This is a genomic window from Bradyrhizobium sp. AZCC 1678 (assembly GCF_036924765.1).
GTDB lineage: Bacteria > Pseudomonadota > Alphaproteobacteria > Rhizobiales > Xanthobacteraceae > Bradyrhizobium > Bradyrhizobium algeriense.
Window position 1 is genome coordinate 6,598,307 of record NZ_JAZHSE010000001.1, and the last position, 14,877, is coordinate 6,613,183.

General features: G+C 63.1%; 12 protein-coding genes. 8 read left to right on the forward strand and 4 right to left on the reverse strand.

Features of this window, described 5'->3' with window-relative positions:
* Window positions 1-13: 13 nt before the first annotated feature.
* From V1294_RS31675 to V1294_RS31685, 3 genes are all read right to left on the reverse strand, one after another.
* A complete protein-coding gene (locus tag V1294_RS31675) occupies window positions 14-2,086 on the reverse strand; it encodes an acetate--CoA ligase family protein (protein ID WP_334502735.1) in 2,073 nt (690 codons plus the stop codon).
* Window positions 2,087-2,130: 44 nt separating this feature from the next.
* On the reverse strand, window positions 2,131-2,913 hold the full coding sequence (locus V1294_RS31680; RefSeq protein ID WP_334484189.1) for an enoyl-CoA hydratase/isomerase family protein: 783 nt from the start codon (window positions 2,911-2,913) through the stop codon (window positions 2,131-2,133).
* A gap of 72 nt (window positions 2,914-2,985) precedes the next feature.
* A complete protein-coding gene (locus V1294_RS31685; RefSeq protein ID WP_334502737.1) occupies window positions 2,986-3,999 on the reverse strand; it encodes a Bug family tripartite tricarboxylate transporter substrate binding protein in 1,014 nt (337 codons plus the stop codon).
* A gap of 263 nt (window positions 4,000-4,262) precedes the next feature.
* Between V1294_RS31685 and V1294_RS31690 the strand changes: the two genes are divergently transcribed.
* From V1294_RS31690 to V1294_RS31725, 8 genes are all read left to right on the forward strand, one after another.
* The gene (locus tag V1294_RS31690) at window positions 4,263-5,018 is read left to right on the forward strand and encodes an IclR family transcriptional regulator (RefSeq protein WP_334484194.1); all 756 of its coding nucleotides are present in this window, start codon (window positions 4,263-4,265) and stop codon (window positions 5,016-5,018) included.
* Window positions 5,019-5,126: 108 nt separating this feature from the next.
* Window positions 5,127-6,374 carry a multidrug effflux MFS transporter gene (locus tag V1294_RS31695; RefSeq protein WP_334502739.1) on the forward strand — a complete coding sequence of 416 codons (1,248 nt, stop codon included), beginning with the start codon at window positions 5,127-5,129 and terminating at the stop codon, window positions 6,372-6,374.
* Between the two features lie 95 nt (window positions 6,375-6,469).
* Entirely contained in the window at window positions 6,470-7,888 is a 1,419-nt protein-coding gene (locus V1294_RS31700) for a M20 family metallopeptidase (protein ID WP_334502741.1), read from the forward strand.
* A 249-nt stretch (window positions 7,889-8,137) separates the two neighbouring features.
* Window positions 8,138-9,934 carry a peptide ABC transporter substrate-binding protein gene (locus V1294_RS31705; protein WP_334502743.1) on the forward strand — a complete coding sequence of 599 codons (1,797 nt, stop codon included), beginning with the start codon at window positions 8,138-8,140 and terminating at the stop codon, window positions 9,932-9,934.
* Window positions 9,935-9,955: 21 nt separating this feature from the next.
* Entirely contained in the window at window positions 9,956-10,915 is a 960-nt protein-coding gene (locus tag V1294_RS31710) for an ABC transporter permease (protein WP_334502745.1), read from the forward strand.
* Entirely contained in the window at window positions 10,881-11,801 is a 921-nt protein-coding gene (locus tag V1294_RS31715; protein ID WP_334484205.1) for an ABC transporter permease, read from the forward strand. The genes V1294_RS31710 and V1294_RS31715 overlap by 35 nt, the downstream gene beginning before the upstream one ends.
* On the forward strand, window positions 11,801-12,793 hold the full coding sequence (locus V1294_RS31720) for an ABC transporter ATP-binding protein (protein WP_334502747.1): 993 nt from the start codon (window positions 11,801-11,803) through the stop codon (window positions 12,791-12,793). The genes V1294_RS31715 and V1294_RS31720 overlap by 1 nt, the downstream gene beginning before the upstream one ends.
* On the forward strand, window positions 12,790-13,758 hold the full coding sequence (locus V1294_RS31725) for an ABC transporter ATP-binding protein (RefSeq protein ID WP_334502750.1): 969 nt from the start codon (window positions 12,790-12,792) through the stop codon (window positions 13,756-13,758). Before V1294_RS31720 ends, V1294_RS31725 begins: the two co-directional genes overlap by 4 nt.
* 391 nt (window positions 13,759-14,149) lie before the next feature.
* Here V1294_RS31725 and V1294_RS31730 read toward each other — a convergent pair whose 3' ends face one another.
* Window positions 14,150-14,395 carry a hypothetical protein gene (locus tag V1294_RS31730; protein WP_108518585.1) on the reverse strand — a complete coding sequence of 82 codons (246 nt, stop codon included), beginning with the start codon at window positions 14,393-14,395 and terminating at the stop codon, window positions 14,150-14,152.
* Between the last annotated feature and the right edge of the window lie 482 nt (window positions 14,396-14,877).

Genomic DNA, 14,877 nt, shown 5'->3' on the forward strand with positions numbered 1-14,877 from the left:
TTTCGCCAGGTTTTTAACCTCCGATCCCGGCTTTGTCCGGCGCCACCACCGCGACACCGTCCGCCGCCTTCACGCCATCCCCCCGCGGCAAGACAAACAAGGGATTGATCTCCGCTTCCAGCAGGTTCGTCCCGATCGAGGATACCATGCTCGAAAATGCAAGCATGGCGTCGATAAGAGCCTCGACATCCGCAACCGGGCGACCGCGAAAGCCGCTCAGCAGCGGAGCGGACTTCAGCTCACCGATCATTTCCTCAGCATCTTTTCGCGAAAGCGGCGCCAGCCTCACGGCGGTGTCCTTGTAAAGTTCAGCTGCGATGCCGCCCATGCCCAACAGGATCGAAGGCCCAAGCTGACTGTCATGCTTGAGGCCCAGGATCAGTTCGATCGCGCCGGTCACCAGTTCCTGGACCAGAAATCCTTCCACCTTTCGATTCGTCGCCAGCGAGAATGTTTCCGCCATCCGGGTGCAAGTGGCCGCGACATCGCTGGGAGGGATGTTGACGGCGACTCCGCCGACGTCAGATTTGTGAAGCACGTCGCGGGACAGAGCCTTGATGACGACGTTGCCCTGGAAGCGTACCGCTGCAGCTGCAGCTTCCTCGGGCGTGGCGGCACAGATCTCACGGGGGACGGGAACGCCGAATTTCGCAAACAGCGCCTTGCTCTCATACTCATTGAGAGGACCGGGACGCAGCATGCACCGGATGTCGGCGCCGACGGCCACGGGCATGGCCGGATCACCGGTTTGCGGAGAGGTCTTTCGGTGAATGCGCCACATTGCTGAAAATGCCGCGGCGCAGGCCTCAGGCGCGGCAAAGGTTGGTATGCCCGCGAGATTGAGGTGCCTGACCGCGTGCGGCGCGTGGGGGCTGGCAAATACCACAACGGGCTTGTCGGTCCGGGCGAAACAATCACGCAACGGCGCGCCGACGGTCTCCGGTTCCGTGATCGAAGACGAACCCAGAATGACGGCAACTGCATCGTAGGAAGGACTTTCGAGCACGCTGTCGAGCACATCTCGAAAGTACTCGGATTTCACGCCCGCGAGGGTAACGTCGATGGGGTTTCGATCCAGCACCGCATCGGGAATGTTCAGAGCCATCAGGCGGCCAGCAGTCATCGGGTCTGGTGCCGGGGTTTCGAACCCCGCCAGGCCGGCTGCATCAGCGACCAAACTCGCCGCGCCGCCGGTTGATGTTACCACGGCGACGCGGCGGCCCTTCAGTCGGCGCCCAGAACTCAGCGCGAGCGGGATATCGAGCAGATCAGAGAAGTACAGTGCTCTGATGATGCCGAGTTGCCTGAACAATGCATCGTAGACGACGTCCGATCCCGCCAGCGCCCCGGTATGCGAACTTGCTGACTGGATACCGGACTCCGATCGCCCGACTTTGAAAGCCACGATCGGCTTGCCGGCTCCCGCTGCGCGCAATGCCGCTTGCCGAAACTGCACCGGCTTGCGCAGGCCCTCCAGATAGAGCGCGATCACCTTCGTGGCGGGATCATCGACCAGGTAGTTGATCAGATCGGACACGTCGATGTCGGATTCGTTTCCCGTTGCGACCAGTTTGGAAAACCCGACGCCTTGGGCATCGGCTCGCGACAGCAGCGACCCAAGGATGCCCCCGCTTTGGGAAACCAGCGCGATGGAGCCGGGAACCAGCTCGTTGATCTGAAGCGCCGCGCTCGCGGAGAGGGCGATGCCGTCGGTGACATTGACGAGACCGATCGTATTCGGTCCAAGAAGCCGCATATTGCCGGCCGCGCTTTTCAGCCGTTGCTGCCGCGCCATTCCTTCCGCGCCGCTTTCACCAAATCCGCCGGCGAGAACGATCGCCGCGCCCGTTCCGATGGCTCCCAGCTCCTTGACAGCGTCCGGAACACGGCTGGAGCCGACCAGGACGATGGCGACGTCTGGTGCATGCGGCAGCGACCGGATATCCGGAAAACACGGATAGCGCCCAATCGATTGATAGCGAGGATTTACCGGGAAGACTTCATGCCCGTAGCCATACTTCTCCAGAAAGGCCAGCGGACGGCCGGTCAGTTTGCCGGTATCGGCTGAAGCGCCGATAATCGCCACGCTCTTCGGTCGGATCAAACGTTCCAGCGAATCCATATCGCCCCCTATCGCGCGGATTTGTCGAGGAATGCCGCGACGGATTCCCGGTGTTCGGACGTCGTGTAGCAGATGGCCTGGGCTTCCCGGCCGAGCGCAAAGACCTGCTCTTCCGCAGTTTCAAATGTGCGATCCATGATGCCCTTGGTCAGAGCGATCGCCGCCATCGAACCCCGACTGAGATCGCGCGCCCATGCTGCGGCGTCATGCACGAGCGTCGCAGCCGGACGCACGCGATCCGCCAGTCCCATAGCGAGAGCTTCTGTTGAACCCACGGAACGACCGGTGAAGATCATCTCTTTCGCGCGCGACAGACCTACCCGACGCGGCAAGAAGTACATTCCTCCACCGTCGGAAACCAACCCACGACGAACAAAACTCATGCTGAACACGGCCTCTTCGGAGGCCACGATGAAATCGCACGCGAGCGCCATGTCGCATCCCAGACCCGCGGCCGCACCGTTCACGGCAGCGACAGTCACCTTTCCCATGCCGTGAAGCGCCGCAACGCTCTTGTGGGTCTGCTGCTGCCGCCGCCAGCCATTGAATGCCACCTTGCCGGACGGCGCCTGCAGCCGCTCGCGCATGCCGGAAATGTCGCCACCCGAGCAGAACGACTTGCCGTTTCCGGTCAAAACGACGGCGCGCACGGCCTCGTCATTGGCTGCCCGATCGAGCGCGGCGACGAACTGCGCGCGCATTTCATCGTTGATGGCGTTGCGCACATCCGGCCTGTTCAACCTCACGATCGCGACTGAATCCTCAACGGACAACTCGACCAGGCTAGTCATCGTTACCTCTCAAACCGGTGATTGAAATCGTTGCTCATGGCGCGGCCTTGCCAAGGAAGGACATGCGCGGGGCTATTCCACCTTGATGTTCGCGTCCTTGATCAGCTTGCGCCATCGCGCTTCCTCGTCCTGAACATAGCGATCGAGCTTTTCGGGGGAGCCGCCGACCATGATCAGGCCTTCGTTGCTCTCGAGCCGCTTGAAAGCGGCGGACTGAATGGCCCTGGCGACGGCCTTGTTCAGACGCTCGATGATCGGCGCAGGCGTCTTGGCCGGCGCGTACAATCCGTACCAGCTCTCAGCAGCGTAGCCTGGCAGCCCGCCTTCGGCGACCGTCGGCAAATCGGGGAACGCGGGCGAGCGCTCGGCAGTCGTGACAGCCAGTGCCCGGAGCTGTCCACCTCCGACAAGCGAGGCTGCGCTTGCCACCGTGGTGAAGATGACATCGATCTGGCCGCCCAGGAGATCGGTGATTGCCGGCGCAGCGCCCCTGTAGGCCACCGTTGTCAGGTTCACATTCGCCATCGCTTTGAACAGTTCTCCCGCCAAATGGGCCGAAGTTCCCGTCCCGAACGTGCCGTAGTTGAGCTTCCCGGGGTTAGCCTTGGCTTCAGCGATCAGGTCGGGAATCGATTTGATCTTCGATGCCGGATTCACAACGACGATGTTGAGGGATCGCGCGATCAGCGAGACGGCGGCGAAGTCCTTGTGCGGATCGAACGGAAGCTTGCTGTTCAAGCTCGGATTGACCGCATGGGCGAAGCTTGCCAGCAGCAGCGTGTAGCCATCAGGCTCGCTGGTCGCGACAGTCTGAGTCCCGATGACGGTGCCTGCACCCGGCTTGTTTTCGATGATGACCGGCTTGCCCAGGTCGGACGAAATTTCCTGAGCCAGCGTTCGAGCGATGGTGTCGGTACCGCCGCCGGAGGAGAAGGGAACGACGATCTTGATAATCTTGGCCGGGTATTCGGCCTGGACCGGCGCGGCAGCCCCCAATACCGCCATCGCCGACAAGGCGGCAAGAATGATCCGCGGGCGCCGGCGCGCTGCGGGTCCTGAAGGATGGGTTACCTTGCTCTTCTGCATGCGTGCCTCCCTTTGCTGTTGTTCGAGCATTTTGGAAAATGCGTCTGTCACGGCGGCTTCTGTGTCCGGGCCGTCCATGCAGCTAGCACGGGCAATCCCGCCTCCGCTGGCCCCATTTCCATCTAGTGGAATTGGCAGGACGGCCGTTCCTCGTCGGACGCTGCCGAACTGGCCGACGTGCGTTAGCAGCTTGCGTGCCTTTGGCTATCCCGCTTATCCATTAGACGAGCTGAGAAGGCGGCTATGGCAGGAGGGCGGCGCGCATGAACTCTGCTGGCGGCAATCGTTCGTTGCAGCGGGGCGTCGAGATCCTGCGGGCGTTCCGTCAGGGAATCGATGTGCTCGGAAACGGGGAGATCGCAGAGCGGACCGGAATTCCGCGAGCGACGGTCAGCCGGCTGACTCGCACGCTGGTCCAGGCCGGCATGCTGGACGATGTTCGCAGCGAACGCGCCTACAGGCTGGCCGCGGCAGTGATGAGCTTCGGGCACGCGATGCGCATGAGTTCGCCGATCCTCAACGCCTTGGGGCCGATGATGCGCGTTGAATCCATGCGGCGGAAGATCAATGTTGGATTGGCCACCGCGGACCGCTCGATGATGGTCTATCTGGAATCCGTCCGATTCAACCCGCGCGTTGTTCTGCGCAATGTCGTTGCGGGGCAGCAGGTGCCGATGGAATTAACCTCGCTCGGGCGGGCCTATCTGGCGGGCATAACCGAACAAGAAAGAGCCAAGCTGTTTGCAGGCTTCACGCGGCGCGGTGCCGGCGCAACGCAGAATTTGCTCGCCGAAGTGCAGAGATCGATCCGCTCTGTCAAGCGCGATGGCTATTGCGCCGTCTCGTGGCAGCGCGGCGTTCTGGCTGTTGCGACACCGATCATCGTCAAGGGTCTCCCGGTGTACGCGCTCAATATGAGCACGCAGAATGTGCAACCCACCTCACGGCTGTCTGCCGAGATGGGGGCCTACCTCCTGGCGTTTGCAAAGAGGTGCAATGAGGCACTCGCCGGCAAATAAGAGTGTTGCGCGTTCAAGACCCACTTACCGATGGTCTGCCATGCCGAAAACGTTATTTGTGCAGCGCACCAAAATCCATAGGGTGCCGCCTTCAAAAGGATTTTTTTGTTGTCCGACACCAGTGCCAATGCCTTGGCCGCTTCAGGCCACCGCCCCATGGGCTTCCCCGAATTCGTGATCGTGATCGCCTCCATCATGGCGCTCAATCCGCTCGCGATGGACATGATGCTGCCGGCGCTGCCGAACATCGCGTCCGCCTTCGAGATCACGTCAGCCAACCGGCCGCAGATGGTGTTGTCGATCTTCCTGGTTGGCTTCGGCGTCGGCCAGTTCGTGATGGGCCCGCTGTCTGACCGGTTCGGGCGGCGGCCGGTCCTGCTCGGCGGCATGGCCGTCTATTGTATCGCGAGCCTGCTTGCGATCGCGGCACCTTCCTTTGAAACCTTGCTGCTGGCGCGGGCGCTGCAAGGCGTCTGCACCTCGGCCACGCGGGTGATCGCGACCTCGATCGTTCGCGACTGCTACGCCGGCCGGCGCATGGCGAGCGTGATGTCGCTGGCGATGATGGTGTTCATTGCCGTGCCTGTCATCGCCCCGGCATTCGGCCAGGCCGTGCTGATGCTGACGCAATGGCGCGGTATCTTCATCGTGCTGATGTTGTACGGCGTGGTGGCGCTGGTCTGGAGCGCGCTACGCATGCCGGAGACGCTGCCTGTCGCCAAACGCAGGTCGCTCGCGCTTCGCGCGGTGTTCGATGCGTTCCGCCAGACCGTGACCCATCGCCAGACGCTGGGTTATGCGCTGGCGGCCGGCGGCGTATTGGGGTCGCTGTTCGCCTTCGTCTTCATCTCGCAGCAGGTGTTCACCGGCATCTACCAGCTCGGGCATTATTTTCCGCTTGCGTTTGCCGGCGTCGCCGTCGGAACCGCGATCGCAGGCTTCGTCAATTCCCGCCTCGTCGGCCGCCTCGGCATGCGCGTGCTCTCCCACGGCGCGCTGATCGGCTTCGTGGTCATCGCCGCGACCATGCTGGCGGCGGCGAAACTGCAGATGCTGCCCTTGCCGCTGTTCATGGTGCTCTCGGTATCGATGATGTTCGCGTTCGGCTTGATGATCGCCAATTTCACCGCGCTCGCCATGGAGCCGCAGGGTCATATCGCCGGCACCGCGGCCTCGCTGTACGGCTCGATCACCACGCTGCTCGGCATCGGCATCGGCGCCACCATCGGCCAGGATTACGACGGCACGCTGGTGCCGTTCGCGACCGGCTTCCTGCTCTGCACGCTGGCGGCGCTCGGCGTGGTGCTGGTGGTGGAGAAAGGCCGGCTGTTCCAGCCGCATAACGTGAAGGTGTGATGGCATGGCAGATGCCTGCGCCGGCGCTGGCATCGTTTTGCGAAGCTGATTACAATTCCAGACTCACATCGCCTTCAGAATTAGGAAATCGGAAGATGGATAATCGCAGTAACATCTGGCGTGGCGTCGATACCATCAAGCCGCGCTTCGTCGACTTGAGCGACCGGGTCTGGGCGATGCCCGAGGTCTGCTACACCGAGGCGCGCTCGTCCGCCGAACATCTGGCCGAGCTGCGCCACCAGGGTTTCCGCATCACCGAGCAGGTCGCAGGCATTCCCACCGCGGTGATGGGCGAATGGGGCGAAGGCGGGCCCGTGATCGCTTTTCTCGGCGAATATGACGCCCTGCCCGGTCTCAGCCAGGAGGCCGGCGTGGCCGAACCTCGGCCGCTGGAGGCCGGCGGCCACGGCCATGGTTGCGGCCACAATCTGCTCGGTTCCGCCGCCCTGCTCGCGGCCACGGCCGTGAAGGATTGGCTCGCCGAACACAAAGCGCCGGGGCGCGTGCGCTATTACGGCTGCCCCGCGGAAGAAGGCGGCGCGGCAAAAGCCTTCATGGTGCGCGATGGCGCCTTCGACGACGCCGACATTGCGATCACCTGGCACCCGTCGAGCTTGTGGGAAGTGGTGGTGACGCCCTCGCTCGCCAATACGCGCGCCGATTTCATCTTCACCGGGCGCACCTCGCATGCCGCGGCCTCGCCGCATCTCGGCCGCAGCGCGCTGGATGCAGTCGAGCTGATGAATGTCGGCGTCAATTACATGCGCGAGCACATGCCGAGCGACGCCCGCGTTCATTACGCCCTGCTCGACACCGGCGGCATCGCTCCCAATGTGGTGCAGGCCCATGCGCGCGTGCGCTATTCAATCCGCGACCGCGACCTGCCCGGCATGAACGAACTGGTGGAGCGGGTCCACAAGATCGCGCAGGGCGCGGCATTGATGACCGAAACCAAGGTGGAGATGAAAATCATTTCCGCCGTCTCCAATCTGTTGCCGAACACCCCGCTCGAGGCGGCGCTTCATCGCATCATGGAGGAACTCGGCCCGCCGCATTTCGATGACACCGACAAGGATTTCGCCGCAAAAATCCGCTCCACGCTGACGGACAAGGATATCGCGTCCGTCTATCACTCGATCGGCATGGAGCCGACCGACCGGCCGCTGGCCGATTTCATCGTGCCGCTGGATGCCAAACGTAATCCGCAGATCGGCTCGACCGATGTGGGCGACGTGAGCTGGGTCGTGCCGACCGTTCAGGTCCATGCCCCGACGGTCGCGATCGGCACCCCGTTCCATACCTGGCAGGTGGTGGCGCAGGGCAAGAGCCCGCATGCCCACAAGGCCATGGTGCAGGCGGCCAAGGCCATGGCGGGGCTCGGCGTCCGGGCGTTGACGGAACCGGACCTGATCGCCGCCGCCAAGGCCGACCTGAACAAGCGGACCACCCGCACCCCCTATGTCAGCCCGCTGCCGGACAGCGTCGCGCCACCGCTGGATATGTCGCTGATCTGACCGGGTCCGGCGAACAAATTTTTTGCAGTGCAGAGCACGATTCCGCGCGCTTTGGCGCCGGATTGCTGAAGCTGTGTGCGTCGCAGCGCGTTTCTGCCCAAGCAAAAATCACAGGCCACCTTCATCCTGCCGATTGTCGACAGCCAGCCGTTGACGTTCGGGCCATTTGGTGTGCCATCTTACCCGGGGACACTTAACGCTGCCGCCCGGCGGCGCACTGCGCGATGCCAAAACCAGACGGGGACAACGATGCTGGACAACGAACTGCGAACCATGATCGACGAGGTGAAGGACGGGCGCATGGACCGCCGCGGCTTCGTTCAGCGGATGCTTGCGTTCGGTCTCACCGCACCCATGGCCACGCAGATTCTGGCTATCGGCGGTGTCGCCCTGGCCGAGGGCCCGTCCGTTTACAAGCCGACCAAGCGCGGTGGCGGCGGCGCGCTGAAACTTTTGTGGTGGCAGGGACCGACCCTGCTCAATCCGCATTTCGCCACCGGCACCAAGGACCAGGACGGCTCGCGCCTGTTCTATGAGCCGCTCGCCTGCTGGGATCCCGACGGCAACATGAAGCTGGTTCTGGCAGCCGAAATTCCCTCGCTCCAGAATGGCGGGCTGGCCGCCGACGGCATGTCCGTGACCTGGAAGCTCAAGCCCGGCGTCAAATGGCACGACGGCAAACCCTTCACCGCCGATGACGTGGTGTTCAACTGGGAATACGCCCGCGATCCCGCCACCGCCACGGTGACCATCGGCGTTCACCGCGACATCACCGTCGAGAAGGTCGACGACCTCACGGTCCGCATCCTGTTCAAGAAGCCGACGCCGTTCTGGGCGGATGCCTTTGTCGGCGCCCCCCAGAGCATCATCCCAAAACACCTGTTCGCAGAATATAAAGGCGCCAAGTCGCGCGAGGCCCCGAACAACCTCTCTCCCGTCGGCACCGGTCCCTACAAATTCGTCGAGTTCAAGCCGGGCGATGTCATCCGCGGCGAGATCAATCCCGACTACCACATGCCGAACCGTCCGCATTTCGACACGATCGAGATGAAGGGCGGCGGCGATGCCGTCTCGGCCGCGCGCGCCGTGATCCAGACCGGAGAGTATGATTTCGGCTGGAACATCCAGGTGGAAGACGACGTCCTGCTGCGTCTGGAAAAGGGCGGCAAGGGCAAGACCGTTTATGCTGTCGGCGGCGACACCGAATTCATCGCGCTGAACTTCACCGATCCCAATACCGAGGTCGACGGCGAGCGCTCCTCGATCAAGACCAAGCATCCGCTGTTCTCGGATCCGGCGGTGCGCAAGGCGCTCTCCATGCTGGTCGACCGAGAGGCTGTCAAGAAGGTCATCTACGGCCGCGCCGGACGCGTCACGCCCAATTTCCTCAACGGCCCCGAGAAGTTCGTTTCCAAGAACACGACCTGGGAATTCAGCATCGAGAAGGCGTCCAAGCTGCTGGACGACGCCGGCTGGAAGGTCGGCACCGACGGCATCCGCGAGAAGGACGGCAAGAAGCTGAAGCTTCTGTACCAGACCGCGATCAACGGCCCGCGCCAGAAGACCCAGGCCATCGTCAAGCAGGCCTGCCAGAAGGCCGGCATCGACGTCGAGCTGAAATCGGTGGTGGCCTCGGTGTTCTTCTCCTCCGACGTCGCCAATCCCGACACCTACGCCAAGTTCTACGCCGACCTCGAGATGTTCCAGATCCCGATGAGCCAGCCGGATCCGGCCCAGCACATGCGCCGCTATCATTCGCGCAACGTGGCCACCAAGGAGAACAAGTGGCAAGGCCAGAACTTCCCGCGCTGGGTCAACAAGGACTACGACGCGACGGTCGATGCGGCCGAAGCCGAAACCGATCTCGTCAAGCGCACCGCGCTCTACATCAAGGCCAACGACATCATGTGGCAGGATACCGTGTTCATCCCGGTGATGCACCGCCTGAAAGTGGAAGCCTGCTCCAACGCGCTCCGGCCGGTGGTCAGCGGCTGGGCCAACGAAACCGACAACCTGTTCGACTGGTACCGGGAGGCGACGGGATAAGCGCGACGGGATTTTTCCCTCATGAGCCAGTATGTGCTGCGTCGTCTCCTGATCGCGGTGCCGAGCCTGCTCGGCATCTCGCTTGTGCTGTTCATCGTGCTGGCGCTGGCGCCCGGCGATCCCTTCAGTGAACTCGCGACCAATCCCAACGTGCCGCCCGAAGTAGCTGCGGCGCTTCGGACCAAGTTCGGCCTCGACGACCCGATCCATCTGCGTTACCTGCACTGGATCACGGCCATGCTGCAGGGCGACTGGGGCTTTTCCTTTGTCAGCCGGATGAACGTCGACACGTTGATCCTGCAGCGCCTGCCGACGACGCTCTATGTGATCGGCTCGGCGCAACTGCTTGCGCTCGCGATTGCGATCCCGGTCGGGGTCTATGCCGCGACGCGGCCCTATTCGATCTTCGACCAGATCGCGAACACGCTCGCCTTTATCGGCTTTTCGCTGCCGACCTTCTTCACCGGCCTGCTGTTCATCCTGCTCTTTTCAATCACGCTGGACTGGCTGCCTTTCGTCTACACCTCCGACATCAAGGCGACCGGCTTCCGCTGGGTGATCGAACAAATACGGCAGGCCATCATGCCGGTGATGGTGCTCGGGCTGTTTCAGGCGGCCTCCATGACGCGCTTCGTGCGCTCGGCCATGCTGGACGTGATCCGCCTTGATTACGTCACCACCGCCCGCGCCAAGGGCCTCGGGCAGGCCCGGGTGATCGTCAAGCACGCGATGCGCAACGCCATGATCCCGGTCGTCACGCTGGTCGCGCTGCAGATGCCCGCCGTGTTCGGCGGCGCCATCGTCACCGAGCAGATTTTTCGCATTCCGGGCATCGGCTCGCTCCTGATCTCCTCCATTCTCTCCAACGACACGCCGGTCGTGATGGCCGTGACGTTCGTCTTCGCCTGTCTTGTCGTGCTCTTCAACCTGATCGCGGATGTCCTTTATGGCTGGCTTGACCCTCGCATCTCCCTCCGTTGAGCGGCGGCCGGCCTGGTCGCCCTGGCGCGAGACCTGGCGGCGCTATCGCCGCCACAAGCTCGCCGTGGTCAGCGCGGTCCTGCTGATCGTCCTGATTCTGGCGGTGGTGTTCGGCCCGTTCGTCTGGCGCGTCAGCATCAACGACATCGATTTCAACGCCCGCCTTGAAGGCCCCTCGCTCGCCCATCCGTTCGGCACCGACGATCTCGGACAGGATATCCTCGCCCGCATGATCTACGGCGGACGCATCTCGCTCGCGGTCGGCCTCGCCGCGATGGCGGTCGCCGTCATCGTCGGCACGGTGATCGGTGCGCTCGCCGGCATGTCCCGCGGCGCGCTGGGGCATGCCCTGATGTGGCTGACCGACCTCTTCCTCTCGCTGCCGCAACTGCCGCTGCTGCTGCTCCTGATCTACCTGTTCCGCGACGGACTGAAGGCCGTGTTCGGCCCCGAAGGCGGTATCTTCATCCTGATCGTGCTCGTCATCGGTGGCCTGCGCTGGATGCCGGTGGCCCGCCTGGTGCGCGCGCAATTCCTCTCGCTGCGCGAAAAGGATTTTGTCGAAGCCGCCCGCGCGCTCGGCGCCAGCCCGCTGCGGCAGGTGGTGCGCCACATCCTGCCCAATGCGCTGGGACCGGTGATCATCGCCGGCACCATCGACGTCGCCGCCGCCATCATCGCGGAATCGACCTTGTCCTTTCTCGGCCTCGGATTCCCGCCTGACACCCCGACCTGGGGCCGGCTGCTGTTCGACGCCAAGGACTTTCTCGACATCGCCGCCCATTGGGCGCTATTTCCGGGCGGCGCAATCTTCGTTGCGGTCGTTGCCATCAACTTCATCGGCGACGGCATGCGCGACGCGCTCGATGCAAGGCGGGTGATCTGATGGCGCCGCTGCTCGAGATCAAGGGCCTGAAGACTCACTTTGCCACCGACGACGGCATGCTGCAGGCCGTCGACGGCGTCGACATCGCGCTCAACAAGGGCGAGACGCTCTGCGTGGTCGGCGAATCCGGCTGCGGCAAGACCGTCACGGCGATGTCGATCCTGAAGCTGATCGCGATGCCGCCGGGCCGCATCGTCGAAGGCCAGATCCTGTTCGAGGGCCGCGATCTCGTGCCGCTCACAAGCCACGAACTTGACGACATACGCGCCAAGCAGATCGGCTTCATCTTCCAGGAGCCGATGACCTCGCTCAACCCGGTGCTGTCGATCGGCGAGCAGATCGCCGAGAGCCTGCGCCGCCATGAGGGCCTCTCGAAAAAGGAGGCGCTCGCCCGCACCATAGAGATGCTGAAGCTGGTGCAGATTCCCAATGCGGAAGGCCGCGTGCACGATTACCCGCACCAGTTCTCGGGCGGCATGCGCCAGCGCGTCATGATCGCGATGGCGCTGGCCTGCAAGCCAAAACTTGTCATCGCCGACGAGCCGACCACCGCACTCGACGTCACCATCCAGGCGCAGATCCTCGATTTGTTGCAGGACATGAAGGAACGCTTCGGCATGGCGGTCATGCTTATCACCCACGCCATGGGCGTGGTCGCCGAGACTGCTCAGCGCGTCGTCGTCATGTATGCCGGCAAGGTGGTGGAAGAGGCTGATGTCGACAGCCTGTTCGAAAGCCCGCGGCATCCCTACACGCAGGGCCTGATCCGCTCGATCCCGCGCATCGATCTCGACAGCGCGCACAAGACCCGGCTGGAAGCGATCGGCGGCTCGGTGCCGATGCTGATCAATCCCGCCCCCGGTTGCCGCTTTGCGCCGCGCTGCCGCTACGCCTTCGGTCCTTGCTCCGAAACGGAACCGGTTCTGCGCGAGGTCGCACCGGGCCATCGCATGGCCTGCCACCTCGAACAGACGCAGGGAGCGAGCTCATGAGCGAACCGCTGCTGCAAGTCACCGACCTGAAGAAGCATTTTTCCGTCAAGGGCGGACTCCTTTCGCGCGAGGTCGGACGCGTTCACGCGGTGGACGGTGTGTCGTTTGCGGTCAATCGCGGCGAAACGCTCGGACTGGTCGGCGAGTCCGGTTGCGGCAAGTCCACTACGGCGCGCTGCGTGCTGCGCCTCGTTGAGCCCAGCGAAGGCGAGATCGTCTTTGACGGACGCGACGTGCGCGGCCTTTCCGGCGGCGACCTGCGCACCATGCGGCGCAACATGCAGATCGTGTTCCAGGACCCGTTTGCCTCGCTCAATCCGCGCATGACCGTCGCTGCGATCCTCGGCGAAGCCTTCACCATCCACGAGCTCACCTCCTCGGCCAGCGAACGGGACGACCGCGTGGCGAGCCTGCTCGTCAAGGTCGGACTGAAGGCCGAGCACATGCGGCGCTACCCGCACGAATTCTCCGGCGGCCAGCGCCAGCGCATCGGGATTGCGCGCGCGCTCGCGGTGGAGCCGAAGTTCATCGTCTGCGACGAGCCGGTTTCGGCGCTCGACGTCTCGATTCAGGCGCAGGTGATCAACCTGCTGGAAGATCTGCAGGCCGAACTCAACCTCACCTATCTGTTCGTCGCCCACGATCTCTCGGTGGTGGAGCATATTTCCGACCGCGTCGCGGTGATGTATCTCGGCCGCATCGTCGAGCTGGCGAGCGCGCGCGATCTCTATCGCCATCCGCAGCATCCCTATACCCAGGCGCTGCTCTCCGCCGTGCCGGTGCCGGACCCGAAGGTGAAGCGCAAGCGGATCCGGCTGCAAGGCGATGTGCCGAGCCCGATGAACCCGCCGCGCGGCTGTCATTTCCACACCCGCTGCCCGATCGCCGAGCCGCGCTGCCGCGAAAGCGCACCCGAACTGAAGCAAGGCAGCGACGGGCATTTCGTGGCTTGCCATCTGGCTTGACGGGCACTGGCTGAAATAGGCCACCGTTTTTTGAATCAGGCCACTGTCGGGTTCCCTACAGACATCGGCTGGAATCAGATTTACCTCGGGCACATGCCGGGTCGGCATGGGGATCGGCGCGCCCCGGCATAGAACGACCCCAGTGGACCCCAGCCCCCGAAGCTGGGGTCGTTTCTTTTGAACGGCCGCTTTGAAGCGGGCCACTGTCAGCTGCGGCAGGCGGTTCGCTTTTTGTCGAAGCTTGCCGGCGGCGCCTGTACCGTCCGATTATTCGCCGCTTCCCGTGCGGGCGGCGTTCGCGTGAATTCAATCATCGAAAATGGAGCGGCCCCGCCGCGGCAGTGGTTGAACCACTCTTGCCGGGGCGGGGCCGCGATCAATTCGTTGCGCGTTAGCGCTGGTGAACGCCGTTTTTGCGAATGACGTCCGATAGCTGAGCCAAAAGCTCCCGAAGCCGGGCATTCTCTTCGATCAGCGAATGAGCTTCGTCGGCCTGGTCGTCGTGACGAAGGGCGGGCTCGTCCCCGCGAAGGGCATTCTCAAGCAGTGAAAGAGCGTCGTCGGTCGGTTCCTCAACCCAAAATGAGGGTTCTGCGCGTCGGTCTCGCTTATTAAGCTGCGGATGGTCTACTCGCATGATGATACTCCAATTTTAAAATGCGGAACGAGCCCCCAGTCTCTTTGTCGCGCGCGGAGAATGAGGTGAGTCGGCGGGCAATTTTGCGACTAAAATTGGAAGCGCGCGGAGGCGACCCCGGCGCTAAAGCGGCGTGATTGCGGCGAATCTTGAAGCGCGCGGAGGCTGGCGCTGCAGCCTGCGCGTGCGATGTGTGGCGTCTTCGAGCAGAGCATGTCCTCGGACCAGGACCGGCTCCGCGTCAGGAAAACGCGTCAAAACAACAATCTAGGACGGGTTCTGATTCAATCAGAGCCGAAAAGTTTCTCTCAAAGAAACGTGGCCAGTTGATAAAGCGCGTAAAGAACTTCCAGCCCCATGAGAACGAGCGCTGCGATCATTAGATAATAACCAAAATGCATGCCGGACTTGCAACCAATGCCTCTCGCGGCCTGTGCGGAATTCGCGCCAGGCCGTAAACCAAACTCGATACGCGTCGGAAG

Bases quoted from the DNA above. Each gene is read 5' to 3' on its own strand.
- V1294_RS31715 (WP_334484205.1), top strand. From the start codon at position 10,881: ATGGCTGGCTTGACCCTCGCATCTCCCTCCGTTGAGCGGCGGCCGGCC.
- V1294_RS31730 (WP_108518585.1), bottom strand. From the start codon at position 14,395: ATGCGAGTAGACCATCCGCAGCTTAATAAGCGAGACCGACGCGCAGAA.
- V1294_RS31685 (WP_334502737.1), bottom strand. From the start codon at position 3,999: ATGCAGAAGAGCAAGGTAACCCATCCTTCAGGACCCGCAGCGCGCCGG.
- V1294_RS31705 (WP_334502743.1), top strand. From the start codon at position 8,138: ATGCTGGACAACGAACTGCGAACCATGATCGACGAGGTGAAGGACGGG.
- V1294_RS31725 (WP_334502750.1), top strand. From the start codon at position 12,790: ATGAGCGAACCGCTGCTGCAAGTCACCGACCTGAAGAAGCATTTTTCC.
- V1294_RS31700 (WP_334502741.1), top strand. From the start codon at position 6,470: ATGGATAATCGCAGTAACATCTGGCGTGGCGTCGATACCATCAAGCCG.
- V1294_RS31720 (WP_334502747.1), top strand. From the start codon at position 11,801: ATGGCGCCGCTGCTCGAGATCAAGGGCCTGAAGACTCACTTTGCCACC.
- V1294_RS31710 (WP_334502745.1), top strand. From the start codon at position 9,956: ATGAGCCAGTATGTGCTGCGTCGTCTCCTGATCGCGGTGCCGAGCCTG.
- V1294_RS31690 (WP_334484194.1), top strand. From the start codon at position 4,263: ATGAACTCTGCTGGCGGCAATCGTTCGTTGCAGCGGGGCGTCGAGATC.
- V1294_RS31680 (WP_334484189.1), bottom strand. From the start codon at position 2,913: ATGACTAGCCTGGTCGAGTTGTCCGTTGAGGATTCAGTCGCGATCGTG.